Here is a 13,054-nt window from a genome sequence, read left to right on the forward strand (position 1 = left end):
ACCAGTATCCCGAGCCCCTCCCCTGGAGGGTTACGAGGTGCAGACCTTCGTCAGTTCGCTCCCGGCGTTGACGATGCCGCTCACGTCGGGGGTCGTGTCGCCGGTGTCGACGGCCTTCTGGACGTCCTCCACGGCCTTCTGGAGGTCGTCGACGGCCTTGTTGACGTCGGCGTTGTCGGTCTTGTCGCCGATCTCCTTCAGGTTCTCGTCGATGGAGTTGAGGGACTCCTCCAGCTGGGTCGGGTCGTTCGCGGCGTTCTCGACGGCCTGCTGGAGGTCGCTGACGCTCTGGGCGATGGCCTCGGCGGTCTGGACGCAGTCCAGGGCCTTGTTCACGGCGTCGCAGCCGGTGGTGAGCCCGGCCGTGAGTGCGACGGCAGCTATGGCTCCGGCGATGGTGGTGGTACGACGTCGGCGGCTCGCGGCCATGGAACGGTCCTCCTACTGGTTACTACTGGCTACTGGTCGCAGGCCTGACGGCCCCCGTGTGGCGCGTGAACGGTTACTGCCGGTGTGGCCGGGCGCACGGTGGTGTTCCGCACGCCCGTACTTCCAAGGACGCGAGCGGGGGCCGTGTGGTTGCTGTCGGCGGCCACCGCTCTTGGTGTGCCCTTTACTTTTCGAGGACCGTATCAAGTGCCTTGGCCTGCAGGAGGGCGAGCTCCGTGCAGCCGGAAACGGCCAGGTCGAGCAGGGCGTTGAGTTCCTCGCGGGCGAAGGGTTCGGCCTCGGCGGTGCCCTGGACCTCGACGAAGCGGCCGTCGCCAGTGCAGACGACGTTCATGTCGGTTTCGGCCTTGACGTCCTCTTCGTAGCAGAGGTCGAGGAGGGGAACGCCACCCACGATGCCGACCGACACGGCGCTCACGGTGCCGGTCAGCGGCTGGCGGCCGGCGCGGACGAGCTTCTTGCGCTGGGCCCAGCCGACGGCGTCGGCCAACGCCACGTACGCGCCGGTGATCGCCGCCGTACGCGTGCCACCGTCGGCCTGCAGCACATCGCAGTCGAGGACGATGGTGTTCTCGCCGAGCGCCTTGTAGTCGATGACGGCGCGCAGGGAGCGGCCGATGAGGCGGGAGATCTCGTGGGTGCGGCCGCCGATCTTGCCGCGTACGGACTCGCGGTCGCCGCGGGTGTTGGTGGAGCGCGGGAGCATGGAGTACTCGGCGGTGACCCAGCCTTCGCCGCTGCCCTTGCGCCAGCGCGGGACGCCCTCGGTGACGGAGGCGGTGCAGAAGACCTTGGTGTCACCGAAGGAGATGAGGACGGAGCCCTCGGCGTGCTTGCTCCAGCCGCGTTCGATGGTGACCGGGCGGAGCTGTTCGGGCGTGCGGCCGTCGATTCGAGACATGGCCATGAGCCTAGCCGCAGATATGGAAGGGGCTCCTCCCGTATGGGGTTGTCGGGGATAGGGGGATATCGGGAAGGAGCCCCTGTGTGTGCGTGAGCTGGGCTCACATCATGTCTTCGATCTCCGCGGCGATCGGGTCCGCGTCCGTGCCGATGACGACCTGGATCGCCGTGCCCAGCTTGACGACGCCGTGGGCGCCGGCGGCCTTGAGGGCGGCCTCGTCGACGAGGGAGGGGTCGTTGACCTCGGTGCGAAGGCGGGTGATGCAGCCTTCGATCTCTTCGATGTTGTCGAGGCCGCCGAGCCCGGCGACGATCTTCTCAGCCTTGGTGGCCATGTCTTCTCTCCCTGTTCCACTGCCTGTTCCACTGACCTGATCCACTGCGGAACCGTCCTAGGCTGGTCTACACCACTCACCGATCGGCCGCCAAGTGAAGACATAAGTGAGGACACAAACGGCAATCACGGGTTCCTTGGCCGCCCCCCACCGTGCTACAACAGGTCTACACCACTGATTGGTGTAGACCTGTTCGTGCTGCCCTCCCCCACCCTTGTCCCCGGGCGGCGCCCTGCCCTCTGGAGGAAGTCGTGACTACGGCCAGTGCCGCTCCCGCGGCCGCAGACAACAAGGGGCCCGGCTGGGGCTCGCGCACCATGGCGGTACTTCAGCGCATCGGCCGCAGCCTGATGCTGCCGGTCGCCGTCCTGCCGGCGGCCGCGCTCCTGGTCCGCCTCGGCAACACCGACATGCTCGGGCGCGAGTCGTTCCCGGAGTTCATCACCAAGTTCGCGAGCTTCATGGCCGCGGGCGGCGGTGCGATCCTCGACAACATGCCGCTGCTGTTCGCCGTCGGCATCGCGATCGGCTTCGCCAAGAAGTCGGACGGCTCCACGGCCCTCGCGGCGGTGGTCGGCTACCTCGTCTTCCAGAAGGTGCTGGCCACCTTCACCGACCCGAACCTCCCCCAGGAGGCCACGGTCGTCGACGGCAAGGTCGTCATGGTGGACAAGGCGGTCAACGCCGGTGTCCTCGGCGGTGTGGTGATGGGCATCGTGGTGGCCCTGCTCTACCAGCGCTTCTACCGCACCAAGCTGCCCGACTGGGCCGGTTTCTTCGGCGGCCGCCGCCTCGTGCCCATCCTGGCCGCGTTCGCGGGTCTCTTCATCGGCATCGTCTTCGGCTACATCTGGCCCGTCCTCGGCGCCGGTCTGCACAACTTCGGTGAGTGGCTGGTCGGTTCGGGCGCCGCCGGCGCGGGCATCTTCGGTGTCGCCAACCGCGCGCTGATCCCGGTCGGCATGCACCACCTGCTGAACTCGTTCCCGTGGCTCCAGGCCGGTTCGTACGAGGGCAAGAGCGGCGACATCGCCCGCTTCCTGGCGGGTGACCCGACCGCGGGCCAGTTCATGACGGGCTTCTTCCCGATCATGATGTTCGGCCTCCCGGCCGTCTGCCTCGCGATCTACCACACGGCCCGCCCGGAGCGCCGCAAGGTCGTCGGCGGCATGATGTTCTCGCTCGCCCTGACCTCGTTCGTGACGGGTGTGACCGAGCCGATCGAGTTCACGTTCATGTTCATCGCTCCCATCCTCTACGCCATCCACGCCGTCCTCACCGGTGTCTCCATGGCTCTGACCTGGGCACTCGGCATGAAGGACGGCTTCGGCTTCTCGGCCGGCGCGATCGACTTCTTCCTCAACCTGGGCATCGCCAGCAAGCCGTGGATGCTGGTGCTGGTGGGCCTGTGCTTCGGCGCGCTGTACTACGTCGTCTTCCGCTTCGCCATCGTCAGGTTCAACCTGCCGACTCCCGGCCGGGAGTCGGACGAGGAGCTGGCGGAGCTGCAGAAGGCGGAGGCCAAGTAGTACTCGTCCCGTAACACACGAGAGGCCCCCGGTGATCGGTCATTCCGGGAGCCTTCTCGTATGTACGAGGCTCAGATCTCGTACGACTTCCTGGGCACCGCCAGTTCCACCGGGCCGTCGTACACCGCGCGGGCGTCGACGAGGTTGACCTGCGGGTCCGTCCACGGCGGGATGTGGGTGAGGACCAGGCGGCGGGCGCCGGCGCGGGCGGCCGTCTCGCCTGCCTCGCGGCCGTTCAGGTGCAGGTCCGGGATGTTCTCCTTGCCGTGGGTGAAGGCGGCCTCGCACAGGAACAGGTCGGCGTCGCGGGCCAGTTCGTCGAGGGCGTCGGTGACTCCGGTGTCCCCGGAGTACGTCAGGGTGCGGCCGCCGTGTTCGATACGGATGCCGTACGCCTCCACGGGGTGGGCGACCCGTTCGGTGTGGACGGTGAAGGGGCCGAGGTCGAACGTGCTCGGCTTGACCGTGTGGAAGTCGAAGACCTCGCTCATGGAGGAGGCGGACGGGGTGTCGGCGTAGGCGGTGGTCAGGCGCTGCTCGGTGCCCTCGGGGCCGTAGACCGGGAGGGGGGCGCAGCGGCCGCCGTCGTGCCGGTAGTAGCGCGCGACGAAGTACGCGCACATGTCGATGCAGTGGTCGGCGTGCAGATGGCTGAGGAAGATCGCATCGAGGTCGTAGAGACCGCAGTGGCGCTGCAGCTCACCCAGGGCACCGTTGCCCATGTCGAGAAGCAGCCGGAAGCCGTCGGCCTCTACGAGGTAGCTCGAGCAGGCCGATTCCGCGGACGGGAACGACCCCGAGCAGCCGACGACGGTGAGCTTCATGAGAGCTGGAACCTCCGCGCTGGCGTGAAGTCGTGACAGTCGTGACAGTCGTGACGTACAGAGTGCGAGTTGCAGTTAGCGGGGTTGCGAAGGATGGACTTGGGTGCAACCAGGGTTGTGCGGTTCGTTGAGCGTAAGGCGCAAAAGGGTGGGTCGCTCCTCCACCAGGGGCTGTTGTGGGCGAACTCACCTGTGCGGCGCTGCCATCCGGGTTACCAGGCGCTCGGTTGTGCGACGCGCAGGGTTCGGGATGCGCCGGTACCGTCCTGCTATGGACACGTCCTGGTGGTTGGGGCTCGCGGCGGTGGTGTTGCTGGCGTTGGTCGCGGCGCTTGTCGACGGGTGGGGTCGGGGGCACTCGCGGCGGCGGCCTGGCGGGCGGCGTACTCGGCCGCCGGGGCGGGCCGAGGGGGTGGGCGCGGGGCGGGTTGTGCCGCGGCCTCGGCCCGCGGAGATCTGGTGGGCGAGTGTGCCGTTCGAGGATGGGCCGGGGGTCAAGGATCGGCCCTGTCTTGTGCTGGCGGTTCGGGGGGATCGGGCTCGGGTCGCGAAGATCACCAGTAAGTACCGGGATGAGCGGGGTGGGGTGATTCCGTTGCCGCCGGGGGTGGTGGGGGATGCGCGGGGGCGGCCCAGCTTTCTGGAGACCGGGGAGCTGCGGGATGTGCCGGTGTGGGATTTTCGGCGTAAGGCGGGGGTGGTGGATCCGGTGCTTTGGGATCAGGTGCGGCATCTGTCCCGCTGAGGGGTTTTCTCGCCCCCGCCGCCCCTACCCGTCCCTTCCCCAGGGGCTGTGCCCCTTCGACCCCCGCGTTCGAGCTCGGGTGGGTGGGGTTGTGTGGCGGGTGCGGGTGGGTGGGGGTTGTTCGCGCAGTTCCCCGCGCCCCTGAAAAGCAGGGGCTGCGCCCCAGCCACGGCTCACCCGCACCCGCACCGCACCCGCCACACAAACCGCGCCCCCGAGTTCTCAGGCGTCCGGTCTCTACGCCCAGAGCTGGCCCTGGAGTGTTTCGATGGCTTCTTCTGTTGTCGCGGCGGTGTAGACGCCCGTTGAGAGGTACTTCCAGCCGCCGTCTGCGACCACGAAGACGATGTCGGCGGGCTCGCCCGCCTTCACGGCCTTCTTGCCCACGCCGATCGCGGCGTGGAGGGCGGCGCCGGTGGAGACGCCGGCGAAGATGCCTTCCTGTTGGAGCAGCTCTCGCGTACGGGTGACCGCGTCGGCCGAGCCGACCGAGAAGCGGGTGGTGAGGACCGAGGCGTCGTAGAGCTCGGGCACGAAGCCCTCGTCGAGGTTGCGGAGGCCGTAGACGAGGTCGTCGTAGCGGGGTTCGGCGGCGACGATCTTGACGTCGGGCTTGTTCTCGCGGAGGTAGCGGCCCACACCCATGAGCGTGCCGGTGGTGCCCAGGCCTGCCACGAAGTGGGTGATGGAGGGGAGGTCGGCAAGGATCTCGGGGCCGGTGGTGGCGTAGTGGGCGCCCGCGTTGTCGGGGTTGCCGTACTGGTAGAGCATCACCCAGTCGGGATGCTCGGCCGAGAGCTCCTTGGCGACCCGTACGGCCGTGTTGGAGCCGCCCGCCGCCGGGGAGGAGATGATCTCGGCGCCCCACATGCCGAGCAGGTCGCGGCGCTCCTGGGAGGTGTTCTCGGGCATGACGCAGACCATGCGGTAGCCCTTGAGCTTGGCCGCCATCGCGAGGGAGATGCCGGTGTTGCCGGAGGTGGGTTCCAGGATCGTGCAGCCGGGGGTCAGGCGGCCGTCCTTCTCCGCCTGTTCGATCATGTGCAGGGCGGGGCGGTCCTTGACCGAACCGGTGGGGTTGCGGTCCTCCAGTTTCGCCCAGATGCGGACGTCGGCGGACGGCGACAGCCGCGGCAGGCGCACCAGAGGGGTGTTGCCCACCGCGGCCAACGGGGAGTCGTAGCGCATCGGGGATCAGCGGTCCGATCAGGCCATGCCGCCGGCCACGGCCGGCAGGATGGTCACGTTGTCGCCGTCGGACAGCTTGGTGTTGATGCCGTCCAGGAAGCGGACGTCCTCGTCGTTCAGGTAGACGTTGACGAAGCGGCGCAGCTCACCGCCGTCCACGATGCGGGCCTGGATGCCCGTGTGGCGGGTCTCGAGGTCGGCGAACAGGTCGGCGAGCGTGGCACCGGCCCCCTCCACCGCCTTCTGACCGTCGGTGTACTGGCGGAGGATGGTGGGGATGCGGACCTCGATGGCCATGGTTTGCGGCTCCTGTCGGGAGTTGTCAGATCGGTGGCGCGCGGCAGCGCGAAGTGCGTGGTCACACAGGTGGTGGCGCCGCGGCTCACGGCCGTACGGCGACAGGGGTCGGCGTCAACAGATGGCGCTGGCAAGCCTGCACAGGTCGACGTGCAGCCGCGCCACGAGCAGTGCGCCCGGCGTCTTCTCGCTCACGTCGTCAAAAACCATGCGCTCATCGTATCGATTCCCGGTCCGGGTCTCGGAATGTGATCCCACATGGCGGACGGATTCGGGCCGGGGAGTGAGATACCCGGCTCGGGCGCGCGTTTCAGGCGGACTTCCGCACCACCAGTTTCGTGGGCGTGACCACCGACGACAGGGGTCGCCCCGCCTCGGCCGCCCCGGTCACCCCGCCCGCCTCCGTCTCCCCGGCACGGCTGAACAGCAGCCGTGCCATCAGCCGTCCCATCCCCTCGATGTCCTGGTGCACGGTCGTCAGGGGTGGGTCGGTGTGTTCGGCGATCGGGGCGAGGTCGTCGAAGCCGACGACGGCCACGTCGTCCGGCACCCGGCGGCCGCGCTCGCGCAGGACCTGCAACGCCCCGGAGGCCATGAGGTCGGAGGCGACGAAGACTGCGTCCAGGTCGGGGCGGCGGTCGAGGAGCGCGGCCATGGCGTCGGCGCCGCCCTGCCGGGTGTAGTCGGCGCGTTCGACGAGGTCGGGCGAGGCGTCGAGCAGGACGTCCCGGTAGCCGTCCAGGCGGTCGACGGCGGACGCCTCCTGGTCGTACGGGCCGGTGATCGTCGCGATGTGCTCGCGGCCGAGGGAGACCAGATGGCGGACGGCCTCGCGGGCACCGCCACGGTTGTCGGCGTCCACGTACACGCACTCGCGGACCCGCTCGCCCTCGCGGACCAGCGGGCGGCCGCCGAAGACCGCGGGCAGGCCGAGCCGTTCGATCATGCCGGGCAGGGGGTCGTCGGCGCGCAGGGAGAAGAGCAGGGCGCCGTCGACATGGCCGCCGCCCAGGAAGTCGCCGACGCGCGGGTACTCCTCGGGCTCCTCCAGGAAGAGGAGGACGGGCTGGGTGCCGTGGGCCACCAACTCCTTGCGGATGCCCCGTAGGTGGAGGTCGAAGAAGGGGTCGATGAAGAGCCGGTTCTGCGGTTGGCTCGCGACGACGGCGATGGCGTTGTTGCGGCGGGTGACCAGCTGGCGGGCGGCGGAGTTCGGTACGTAGCCCAGCTCGTCGATCACTTCCCGGACGCGTTCGACGACCTCCGCGCGCACCTTGTCCTCGCCGTTGATCACCCGTGACACGGTGGACTTCGAGACACCCGAGCCGCGTGCGACGTCGTCGAGTGTGGGGCGCCGGCCGGGCAGTCGTCGCGTCTGTCGTCGCGTCTGTGGTGTCAACACCGTCTCCGTCGCGGGCAGTTGTGTGTGCGTGCGCGGACGTACGTGCGTGCGTGCGTGTGTGTGCGTGTGTGCGTACGCCACACCGTAGCCGCGAATTCCGCTCACCGAATGATCAGTACGCGTCAGTGCACGTCAGTGCACGTCAGTGCACGTCAGTGCACGTCAGTGCACGTCAGTGCACGTCAGTGCACGTCAGTGCACGTCAGTGCACGTCAGTGCACGTCAGTGCACGTCAGTGCACGTCAGTGCACGTCAGTGCACGTCAGTGCACGTCAGTGCACGTCAGTGCACTGACGTGCACGTCAGTACGCCTCCACGATCTTCACCTCCTCCTCCGTCACCTCGCCCTCGACGATGCGGTACGAGCGGAACTGGAAGTCGCCGAGGCCGTCGGTGTCGGCGGTCGAGACGAGGACGTAGTGGGCGCCGGGCTCGTTGGCGTAGGAGATGTCGGTGCGGGAGGGGTAGGCCTGGGTGGCGGTGTGGGAGTGGTAGATGACCACCGGCTCCTCGTCGCGGTCGTCCATCTCCCGGTAGAGCTTGAGCAGGTCGCCCGAGTCGAACTCGTAGAACGTGGGCGACATGGCCGCGTTCAGCATCGGGATGAAGCGCTCGGGGCGGTCCGAGCCAGCCGGGCCGGCGATGACGCCGCACGCCTCGTCGGGGTGGTCCTTGCGCGCGTGGGCGACGATCTGGTCGACGAGGGCCTGGGTGATGGTCAGCATGATGGTCAGGATAAGCAGAAGGGCCGTTCGTACCGGGGGGTGGTACGGAACGGCCCACATGCTGGGACGAACCCGTGAGCTCCGGTGTCAGCCGATCTTCTCGAGCTCCGGGTCGCGGCGCTCGGTGACCTCCGGGTTGCGTGCCTTCAGTACGGCCCAGCCGACGCCGAGGGCCGCCGCCCAGCCGGCCATGACGTACAGGCAGACGCGGGAGTCGGCGTCGTACGCGATGAGGCCGGTGACGAAGAGCAGGAAGACGATGGCGACCCAGCTGCACTTCGCGCCGCCCGGGGCCGGGAAGGACGAGGCGGGCAGGCGGCCGGCGTCGACCGCGCGGCGGTAGAGAACGTGGCTGATCAGGATCATCAGCCAGGTCCAGATGCCGGCCGCGGTGGCGACGGAGACGACGTAGCCGAAGGCCTTCTCCGGGACGATGTAGTTCAGGATCACGCCGATGCCCATGAAGAGCACGGAGACGGTGATACCGAACGCCGGGGTCTTCGTCGACGACAGCTTGCTGAAGACGCGCGGGGCCTCGCCGTTGTCCGCGAGGGTGCGGAGCATACGGCCGGTGGAGTACATGCCCGAGTTGCAGGAGGACAGGGCCGCCGTCAGCACGACGAAGTTGACGATGCCGGCGCCCGCCGGGATGCCGATCTTGGCGAAGGCGGCGACGAAGGGGCTCACGCCGGGCCCGAACTCGGTCCACTTCACCACGCACAGGATGACGGTGAGGGCACCGACGTAGAAGAGCGCGATACGCCAGGGCAGGGTGTTGATCGCCTTGGGGAGGGTCTTCTCCGGGTTCTCGGACTCGCCGGCGGTGACACCGACCAGCTCGACGGCGAGGTAGGCGAACATCACGCCCTGGAGGGTCATCAGGGACGAGCCGATGCCCTTGGGGAAGAAGCCGTCGAAGGCCCAGAGGTTGGAGACGGCGGCCGTGTCACCGGCGGAGCTGAAACCGAAGGTGAGGACGCCGAGGCCGATCACGATCATGCCGAGCAGAGCGGTGACCTTGACCATCGAGAACCAGAACTCGATCTCGCCGAAGAGCTTCACCGAGATCAGGTTGGCGCCGAAGAGGACCACCAGGAAGACCAGGGCGGTGACCCACCGCGGGATCTCCGGCCACCAGTAGTTGACGTAGATCGCGGCCGCCGTGAGTTCGGCCATGCCGGTGACGACCCACATCAGCCAGTACGTCCAGCCGGTGAAGTAGCCGAAGAACGGGCCGAGGAACTCGCGGCTGTACTCCGCGAAGGAACCCGAGACCGGGCGGTACAGGAGCAGCTCGCCGAGCGCTCGCATGATGAAGAAGATGATGACGCCGGCGAGGGCGTACATGAAGATCAGGCTGGGGCCGGCCTTGGCGATGTTCGCCCCGGCTCCCAGGAAGAGGCCGACGCCGATGGCGCCGCCGATCGCGATCATCTGGACCTGGCGACTGCCGAGCCCGCGCTCGTACCCCTCTTCGGGGGCGTCTCCCTGCACGGCGTCGTCGCCGTTCTTGCTGACCTGAGCGGAGGTCATGTGTTGTGCGCCTTTCTCCACGCCGACCCAGGCCTTCGTCGGCCCCGGATCGGATCTCGATCCCCCCGGATTGATGGAGCGGTGCCTGGCCGGCGGTTGCCGGCTCGGTGGCGCACCCGGGCGAACATACGGGTGGTGTTCGTCGGGCGGTCGTGAAGATCTATCACGGCCGCAATCTTGATCGACTATCCGCTGTGTGGCGCACAACACAGGAAGAAGGGGATAAAGAGCACCCGGGAGGTCATCCCTCGCCGCCCCGGTGACACGATCGTTATCCGGATTTGAGTGTCCTCTGAGCGAACAATGACGGAACACGGAGTTTCGCCAGGGAGTCCGCTAGGGCATCAGCGTCGCGACGAGTGACTCCTGGAGTCCGCCCAGCCACAGGTACGCCATCACCATCGGCTTGCGCGGGTCCTCGTCCGGGAGGCGGTAGAGAAGGTCGGCGTCCTCCTCGTCGACGACGTCGAGGCGGGAGCCGATGGCGAGGCGCAGGTCGTTGAGGCAGCCGAGCCACTGCCGGGAGTCGTCCGGCGAGAGCTTCAGCACGGCGCCGCCCTCACCCACCGCGGACAGCGTGTCCAGGGAGCGGACGACCGCGAGCGCGTTGTCCCGCTTACCGGCCCGCAGGTCGTTCTCGGTGAAGCGCCGGAACTCGGAGGAGTACGCCCGCTGCTCCTCGGCCGCCTCGGACGTCGGCGTGCCCTCGGGGTCGCTGTAGGCGTCGGGGAAGAGCCTCTTGAGTACGGGGTCCTCGGGGGGCTCACTGGGGCCCTCGGCGAAGAGTTCGGCGAGCGGGTCGTCGGGGGCGTCCTCGGCGGGACCCGGGCCGATCAGCTCCAGGAGCTGCACCGCCAGTGAGCGGATGATGGAGATCTCGACCTCGTCGAGCGCGACGGCCGCGCCGCCGCCGGGGAGCGGTTCGAATTGTCCTGGCATGAAGGCGGTCGCTACTTCCGGTCCTGCTGGAGGGTGGCCCACAGACCGTAGCCGTGCATGGCCTGTACGTCGCGTTCCATCTCCTCGCGTGTTCCGCTGGAGACGACGGCGCGGCCCTTGTGGTGGACGTCGAGCATCAGCTTGGTGGCCTTGTCCTTCGAGTACCCGAAATACGCCTGGAAGACATAGGTCACGTAGCTCATGAGGTTCACCGGGTCGTTGTGGACGATCGTCACCCACGGCACGTCAGGCTCGGGTACGGCGAAGACCTCCTCCGCCGACTCGGTCTTCTCGATCTCCATGGGTGCGGCTGCCGTCACACGCCCCATGCTGCCACCACAGGTGGGCGCACGCACAAATGGGGGCGCCGGTGGGTGCGGTCACGCCGCGGAGCCGCATATCGACACAGCCCCGCGCCCCTTCGGGTCCCTGCCGAACCACATCGGCCTTCACCGAACCCGCTTTCACTGGGCGATTGGCGGATTTGTCCCGCGGCGCGGCGTTCTGGTCCGGCGACACGCCGCGTTTACGGCTCGACCGCCGAGCCGAATCCGCCCATCACCGAGTGCCCGCGGCTCGGGTCCGCCGGCCCCGGCCGCGCCCGCGACCAAGAGCCACGACCGGCCGCGACCGAGACCCGCCCCGTACCCGGCCAAGCCCCACGCCCAACCACTCGCGCAAAGCCTCCCCCTCGAAATCGTCAGACTGACGAAATGGGGGTACGATCCCTTGCCATGAACACAGCGGACCTTGGTTTGCCGGTGGATGTCCCTTCGACCGCGCTCTTCACGGACCACTACGAACTCACGATGCTGCAGGCCGCCCTGAAGGCGGGCACGGCCGAGCGGCACTCGGTGTTCGAGGTCTTCACCCGGCGGTTGCCGGAGGGGCGGCGGTACGGCGTGGTGGCGGGCACCGGGCGGGTGCTGGACGCGGTGGAGAACTTCCGCTTCGACCCGGGCGTCCTCGGCTTCCTGCGCGAGCGCTCCATCGTGAACGCGGAGACCCTCGACTGGCTCGCCGGCTATCGCTTCAGTGGTGACGTGTGGGGCTATCAGGAGGGCGAGGTGTACTTCCCGGGCTCCCCGATCATGCGCATCGAGGGCACCTTCGCCGAATGCGTGCTCCTGGAGACCGTGATCCTCTCCATCCTCAACCACGACTCGGCGATCGCCGCCGCGGCCTCCCGGATGTCGAGCGCCGCCGGGGAGCGCCCGCTGATCGAGATGGGCGCCCGGCGCACCCACGAACTGGCCGCCGTGGCCGCCTCCCGCGCCGCGTACGTCGGCGGCTTCACCTCCACCTCGGACCTGGCCGCCGGCTTCCGGTACGGCATACCGACCGTGGGCACCAGCGCCCACGCCTTCACCCTCCTCCACGACCGCGAGCGGGACGCCTTCCAGGCCCAGGTCGACTCGCTGGGCCGGAACACCACGCTGCTGGTCGACACGTACGACGTCGCCGAGGCCGTCCGCACGGCCCTGGAGATCACCGGGCCCGAGCTCGGGGCCGTGCGCATCGACTCCGGGGACCTGCTCCTCGTCGCGCACCGGGTCCGGCAGCAGCTGGACGAGCTGGGGGCGAGGGACACGCGGATCATCGTGACGTCCGACCTGGACGAGTACGCGATCGCCTCGCTGGCGGCGGCGCCGGTGGACGCGTACGGGGTGGGTACACAGCTGGTGACCGGCTCCGGGCACCCGACCTGCTCGATGGTCTACAAGCTGGTGGCCCGCGCGGAGTCCGCCGACCCGACGGCTCCCCTCGTGCCCGTGGCGAAGAAGTCCAGCGGCGGCAAGACGTCCATCGGCGGGCGCAAGTGGGCGGCGCGGCGGCTGGACGAGCAAGGGGTCGCGGAGGCCGAGGTGGTCGGCACCGGGCCGGTCCCCGAGGAGCTCCAGGACCGGCAACTGCTGGTCCCGCTGATCGAGAACGGCCGGGTCCTGGCCCGGGAGCCGCTGGACGTCGTACGCGAACGGCACGTCGCCGCCCGAGCGGGGCTGCCGCTGTCGGCGACGCAGCTGTCGCGCGGGGAGCCGGTCATACCGACGGAGTACGTCACGGAGTACGTCTGAGCACGACCGGGGTTTGCCCCGCGCCCTGCGCCCGAGGCGCGTCACGGGATGCCGGGCGGTGCGGGCCGGGGCACGCTGAATTGCGGGTGAACCGGAGTGCGTGCGGGTG

Annotated in this window: 15 protein-coding genes; 3 read left to right on the top strand and 12 right to left on the bottom strand. The window is 68.8% G+C overall.

What is annotated here, in order from left to right; all coding sequences use genetic code 11:
- Positions 1 to 30: 30 nt before the first annotated feature.
- From CES90_RS30045 to CES90_RS30055, 3 genes are all read right to left on the bottom strand, one after another.
- Positions 31 to 429: a hypothetical protein gene (locus CES90_RS30045; protein WP_189784115.1), complete on the bottom strand. Its 399-nt coding sequence runs from the start codon at positions 427 to 429 to the stop codon at positions 31 to 33.
- Between the two features lie 184 nt (positions 430 to 613).
- Complete coding sequence (gene rph / locus CES90_RS30050) at positions 614 to 1,351, bottom strand: ribonuclease PH (protein ID WP_189784116.1); 738 nt, start codon at positions 1,349 to 1,351, stop codon at positions 614 to 616.
- 103 nt (positions 1,352 to 1,454) lie between these two features.
- Positions 1,455 to 1,688, bottom strand: a complete 234-nt coding sequence (locus tag CES90_RS30055) for a glucose PTS transporter subunit EIIB (protein WP_189784117.1) — start codon at positions 1,686 to 1,688, stop codon at positions 1,455 to 1,457.
- Positions 1,689 to 1,939: 251 nt separating this feature from the next.
- On the opposite strand from CES90_RS30055, the gene CES90_RS30060 reads away from it, so the two are divergent.
- Entirely contained in the window at positions 1,940 to 3,217 is a 1,278-nt protein-coding gene (locus tag CES90_RS30060; protein WP_189784118.1) for a PTS transporter subunit EIIC, read from the top strand.
- 71 nt (positions 3,218 to 3,288) lie between these two features.
- Here the strand turns inward: CES90_RS30060 and CES90_RS30065 are convergent, their stop codons facing one another.
- Positions 3,289 to 4,041, bottom strand: a complete 753-nt coding sequence (locus CES90_RS30065; protein ID WP_189784119.1) for an MBL fold metallo-hydrolase — start codon at positions 4,039 to 4,041, stop codon at positions 3,289 to 3,291.
- Positions 4,042 to 4,312: 271 nt separating this feature from the next.
- Between CES90_RS30065 and CES90_RS50045 the strand changes: the two genes are divergently transcribed.
- On the top strand, positions 4,313 to 4,786 hold the full coding sequence (locus tag CES90_RS50045; RefSeq protein ID WP_229913941.1) for a type II toxin-antitoxin system PemK/MazF family toxin: 474 nt from the start codon (positions 4,313 to 4,315) through the stop codon (positions 4,784 to 4,786).
- A 237-nt stretch (positions 4,787 to 5,023) separates the two neighbouring features.
- Here the strand turns inward: CES90_RS50045 and CES90_RS30070 are convergent, their stop codons facing one another.
- The 8 genes from CES90_RS30070 to clpS form a co-directional block, all read right to left on the bottom strand.
- Positions 5,024 to 5,974, bottom strand: coding sequence for a PLP-dependent cysteine synthase family protein (locus CES90_RS30070; protein ID WP_189784120.1), 951 nt, complete (start codon positions 5,972 to 5,974; stop codon positions 5,024 to 5,026).
- Between the two features lie 18 nt (positions 5,975 to 5,992).
- Positions 5,993 to 6,271: a MoaD/ThiS family protein gene (locus CES90_RS30075; RefSeq protein WP_149824817.1), complete on the bottom strand. Its 279-nt coding sequence runs from the start codon at positions 6,269 to 6,271 to the stop codon at positions 5,993 to 5,995.
- Between the two features lie 114 nt (positions 6,272 to 6,385).
- Positions 6,386 to 6,481 carry a putative leader peptide gene (locus tag CES90_RS51680; protein ID WP_020115562.1) on the bottom strand — a complete coding sequence of 32 codons (96 nt, stop codon included), beginning with the start codon at positions 6,479 to 6,481 and terminating at the stop codon, positions 6,386 to 6,388.
- 100 nt (positions 6,482 to 6,581) lie between these two features.
- On the bottom strand, positions 6,582 to 7,670 hold the full coding sequence (locus CES90_RS30080) for a LacI family DNA-binding transcriptional regulator (RefSeq protein WP_189784121.1): 1,089 nt from the start codon (positions 7,668 to 7,670) through the stop codon (positions 6,582 to 6,584).
- A gap of 305 nt (positions 7,671 to 7,975) precedes the next feature.
- The gene (locus tag CES90_RS30085) at positions 7,976 to 8,398 is read right to left on the bottom strand and encodes a Mov34/MPN/PAD-1 family protein (protein WP_149824822.1); all 423 of its coding nucleotides are present in this window, start codon (positions 8,396 to 8,398) and stop codon (positions 7,976 to 7,978) included.
- An 87-nt stretch (positions 8,399 to 8,485) separates the two neighbouring features.
- A complete protein-coding gene (locus tag CES90_RS30090) occupies positions 8,486 to 9,931 on the bottom strand; it encodes an amino acid permease (RefSeq protein ID WP_189784122.1) in 1,446 nt (481 codons plus the stop codon).
- 336 nt (positions 9,932 to 10,267) lie between these two features.
- Positions 10,268 to 10,870: a DUF2017 domain-containing protein gene (locus CES90_RS30095; RefSeq protein ID WP_189784123.1), complete on the bottom strand. Its 603-nt coding sequence runs from the start codon at positions 10,868 to 10,870 to the stop codon at positions 10,268 to 10,270.
- An 11-nt stretch (positions 10,871 to 10,881) separates the two neighbouring features.
- The gene (gene clpS, locus CES90_RS30100; protein ID WP_055520955.1) at positions 10,882 to 11,199 is read right to left on the bottom strand and encodes an ATP-dependent Clp protease adapter ClpS; all 318 of its coding nucleotides are present in this window, start codon (positions 11,197 to 11,199) and stop codon (positions 10,882 to 10,884) included.
- Between the two features lie 405 nt (positions 11,200 to 11,604).
- On the opposite strand from clpS, the gene CES90_RS30105 reads away from it, so the two are divergent.
- Positions 11,605 to 12,945, top strand: coding sequence for a nicotinate phosphoribosyltransferase (locus tag CES90_RS30105; RefSeq protein WP_189784124.1), 1,341 nt, complete (start codon positions 11,605 to 11,607; stop codon positions 12,943 to 12,945).
- Positions 12,946 to 13,054 lie beyond the last annotated feature (109 nt).

This window comes from Streptomyces capitiformicae, assembly GCF_002214185.1.
Classification (GTDB): Bacteria; Actinomycetota; Actinomycetes; order Streptomycetales; family Streptomycetaceae; genus Streptomyces; species Streptomyces capitiformicae.

Coding starts and splice junctions, on each gene's coding strand:
- CES90_RS30065 (WP_189784119.1), bottom strand. CDS start 4,041: ATGAAGCTCACCGTCGTCGGCTGCTCGGGGTCGTTCCCGTCCGCGGAA.
- CES90_RS30105 (WP_189784124.1), top strand. CDS start 11,605: ATGAACACAGCGGACCTTGGTTTGCCGGTGGATGTCCCTTCGACCGCG.
- CES90_RS30045 (WP_189784115.1), bottom strand. CDS start 429: ATGGCCGCGAGCCGCCGACGTCGTACCACCACCATCGCCGGAGCCATA.
- CES90_RS30085 (WP_149824822.1), bottom strand. CDS start 8,398: ATGCTGACCATCACCCAGGCCCTCGTCGACCAGATCGTCGCCCACGCG.
- CES90_RS30070 (WP_189784120.1), bottom strand. CDS start 5,974: ATGCGCTACGACTCCCCGTTGGCCGCGGTGGGCAACACCCCTCTGGTG.
- CES90_RS51680 (WP_020115562.1), bottom strand. CDS start 6,481: ATGGTTTTTGACGACGTGAGCGAGAAGACGCCGGGCGCACTGCTCGTG.
- CES90_RS30055 (WP_189784117.1), bottom strand. CDS start 1,688: ATGGCCACCAAGGCTGAGAAGATCGTCGCCGGGCTCGGCGGCCTCGAC.
- CES90_RS30075 (WP_149824817.1), bottom strand. CDS start 6,271: ATGGCCATCGAGGTCCGCATCCCCACCATCCTCCGCCAGTACACCGAC.
- CES90_RS30090 (WP_189784122.1), bottom strand. CDS start 9,931: ATGACCTCCGCTCAGGTCAGCAAGAACGGCGACGACGCCGTGCAGGGA.
- rph (WP_189784116.1), bottom strand. CDS start 1,351: ATGTCTCGAATCGACGGCCGCACGCCCGAACAGCTCCGCCCGGTCACC.
- clpS (WP_055520955.1), bottom strand. CDS start 11,199: ATGGGGCGTGTGACGGCAGCCGCACCCATGGAGATCGAGAAGACCGAG.
- CES90_RS30095 (WP_189784123.1), bottom strand. CDS start 10,870: ATGCCAGGACAATTCGAACCGCTCCCCGGCGGCGGCGCGGCCGTCGCG.
- CES90_RS50045 (WP_229913941.1), top strand. CDS start 4,313: ATGGACACGTCCTGGTGGTTGGGGCTCGCGGCGGTGGTGTTGCTGGCG.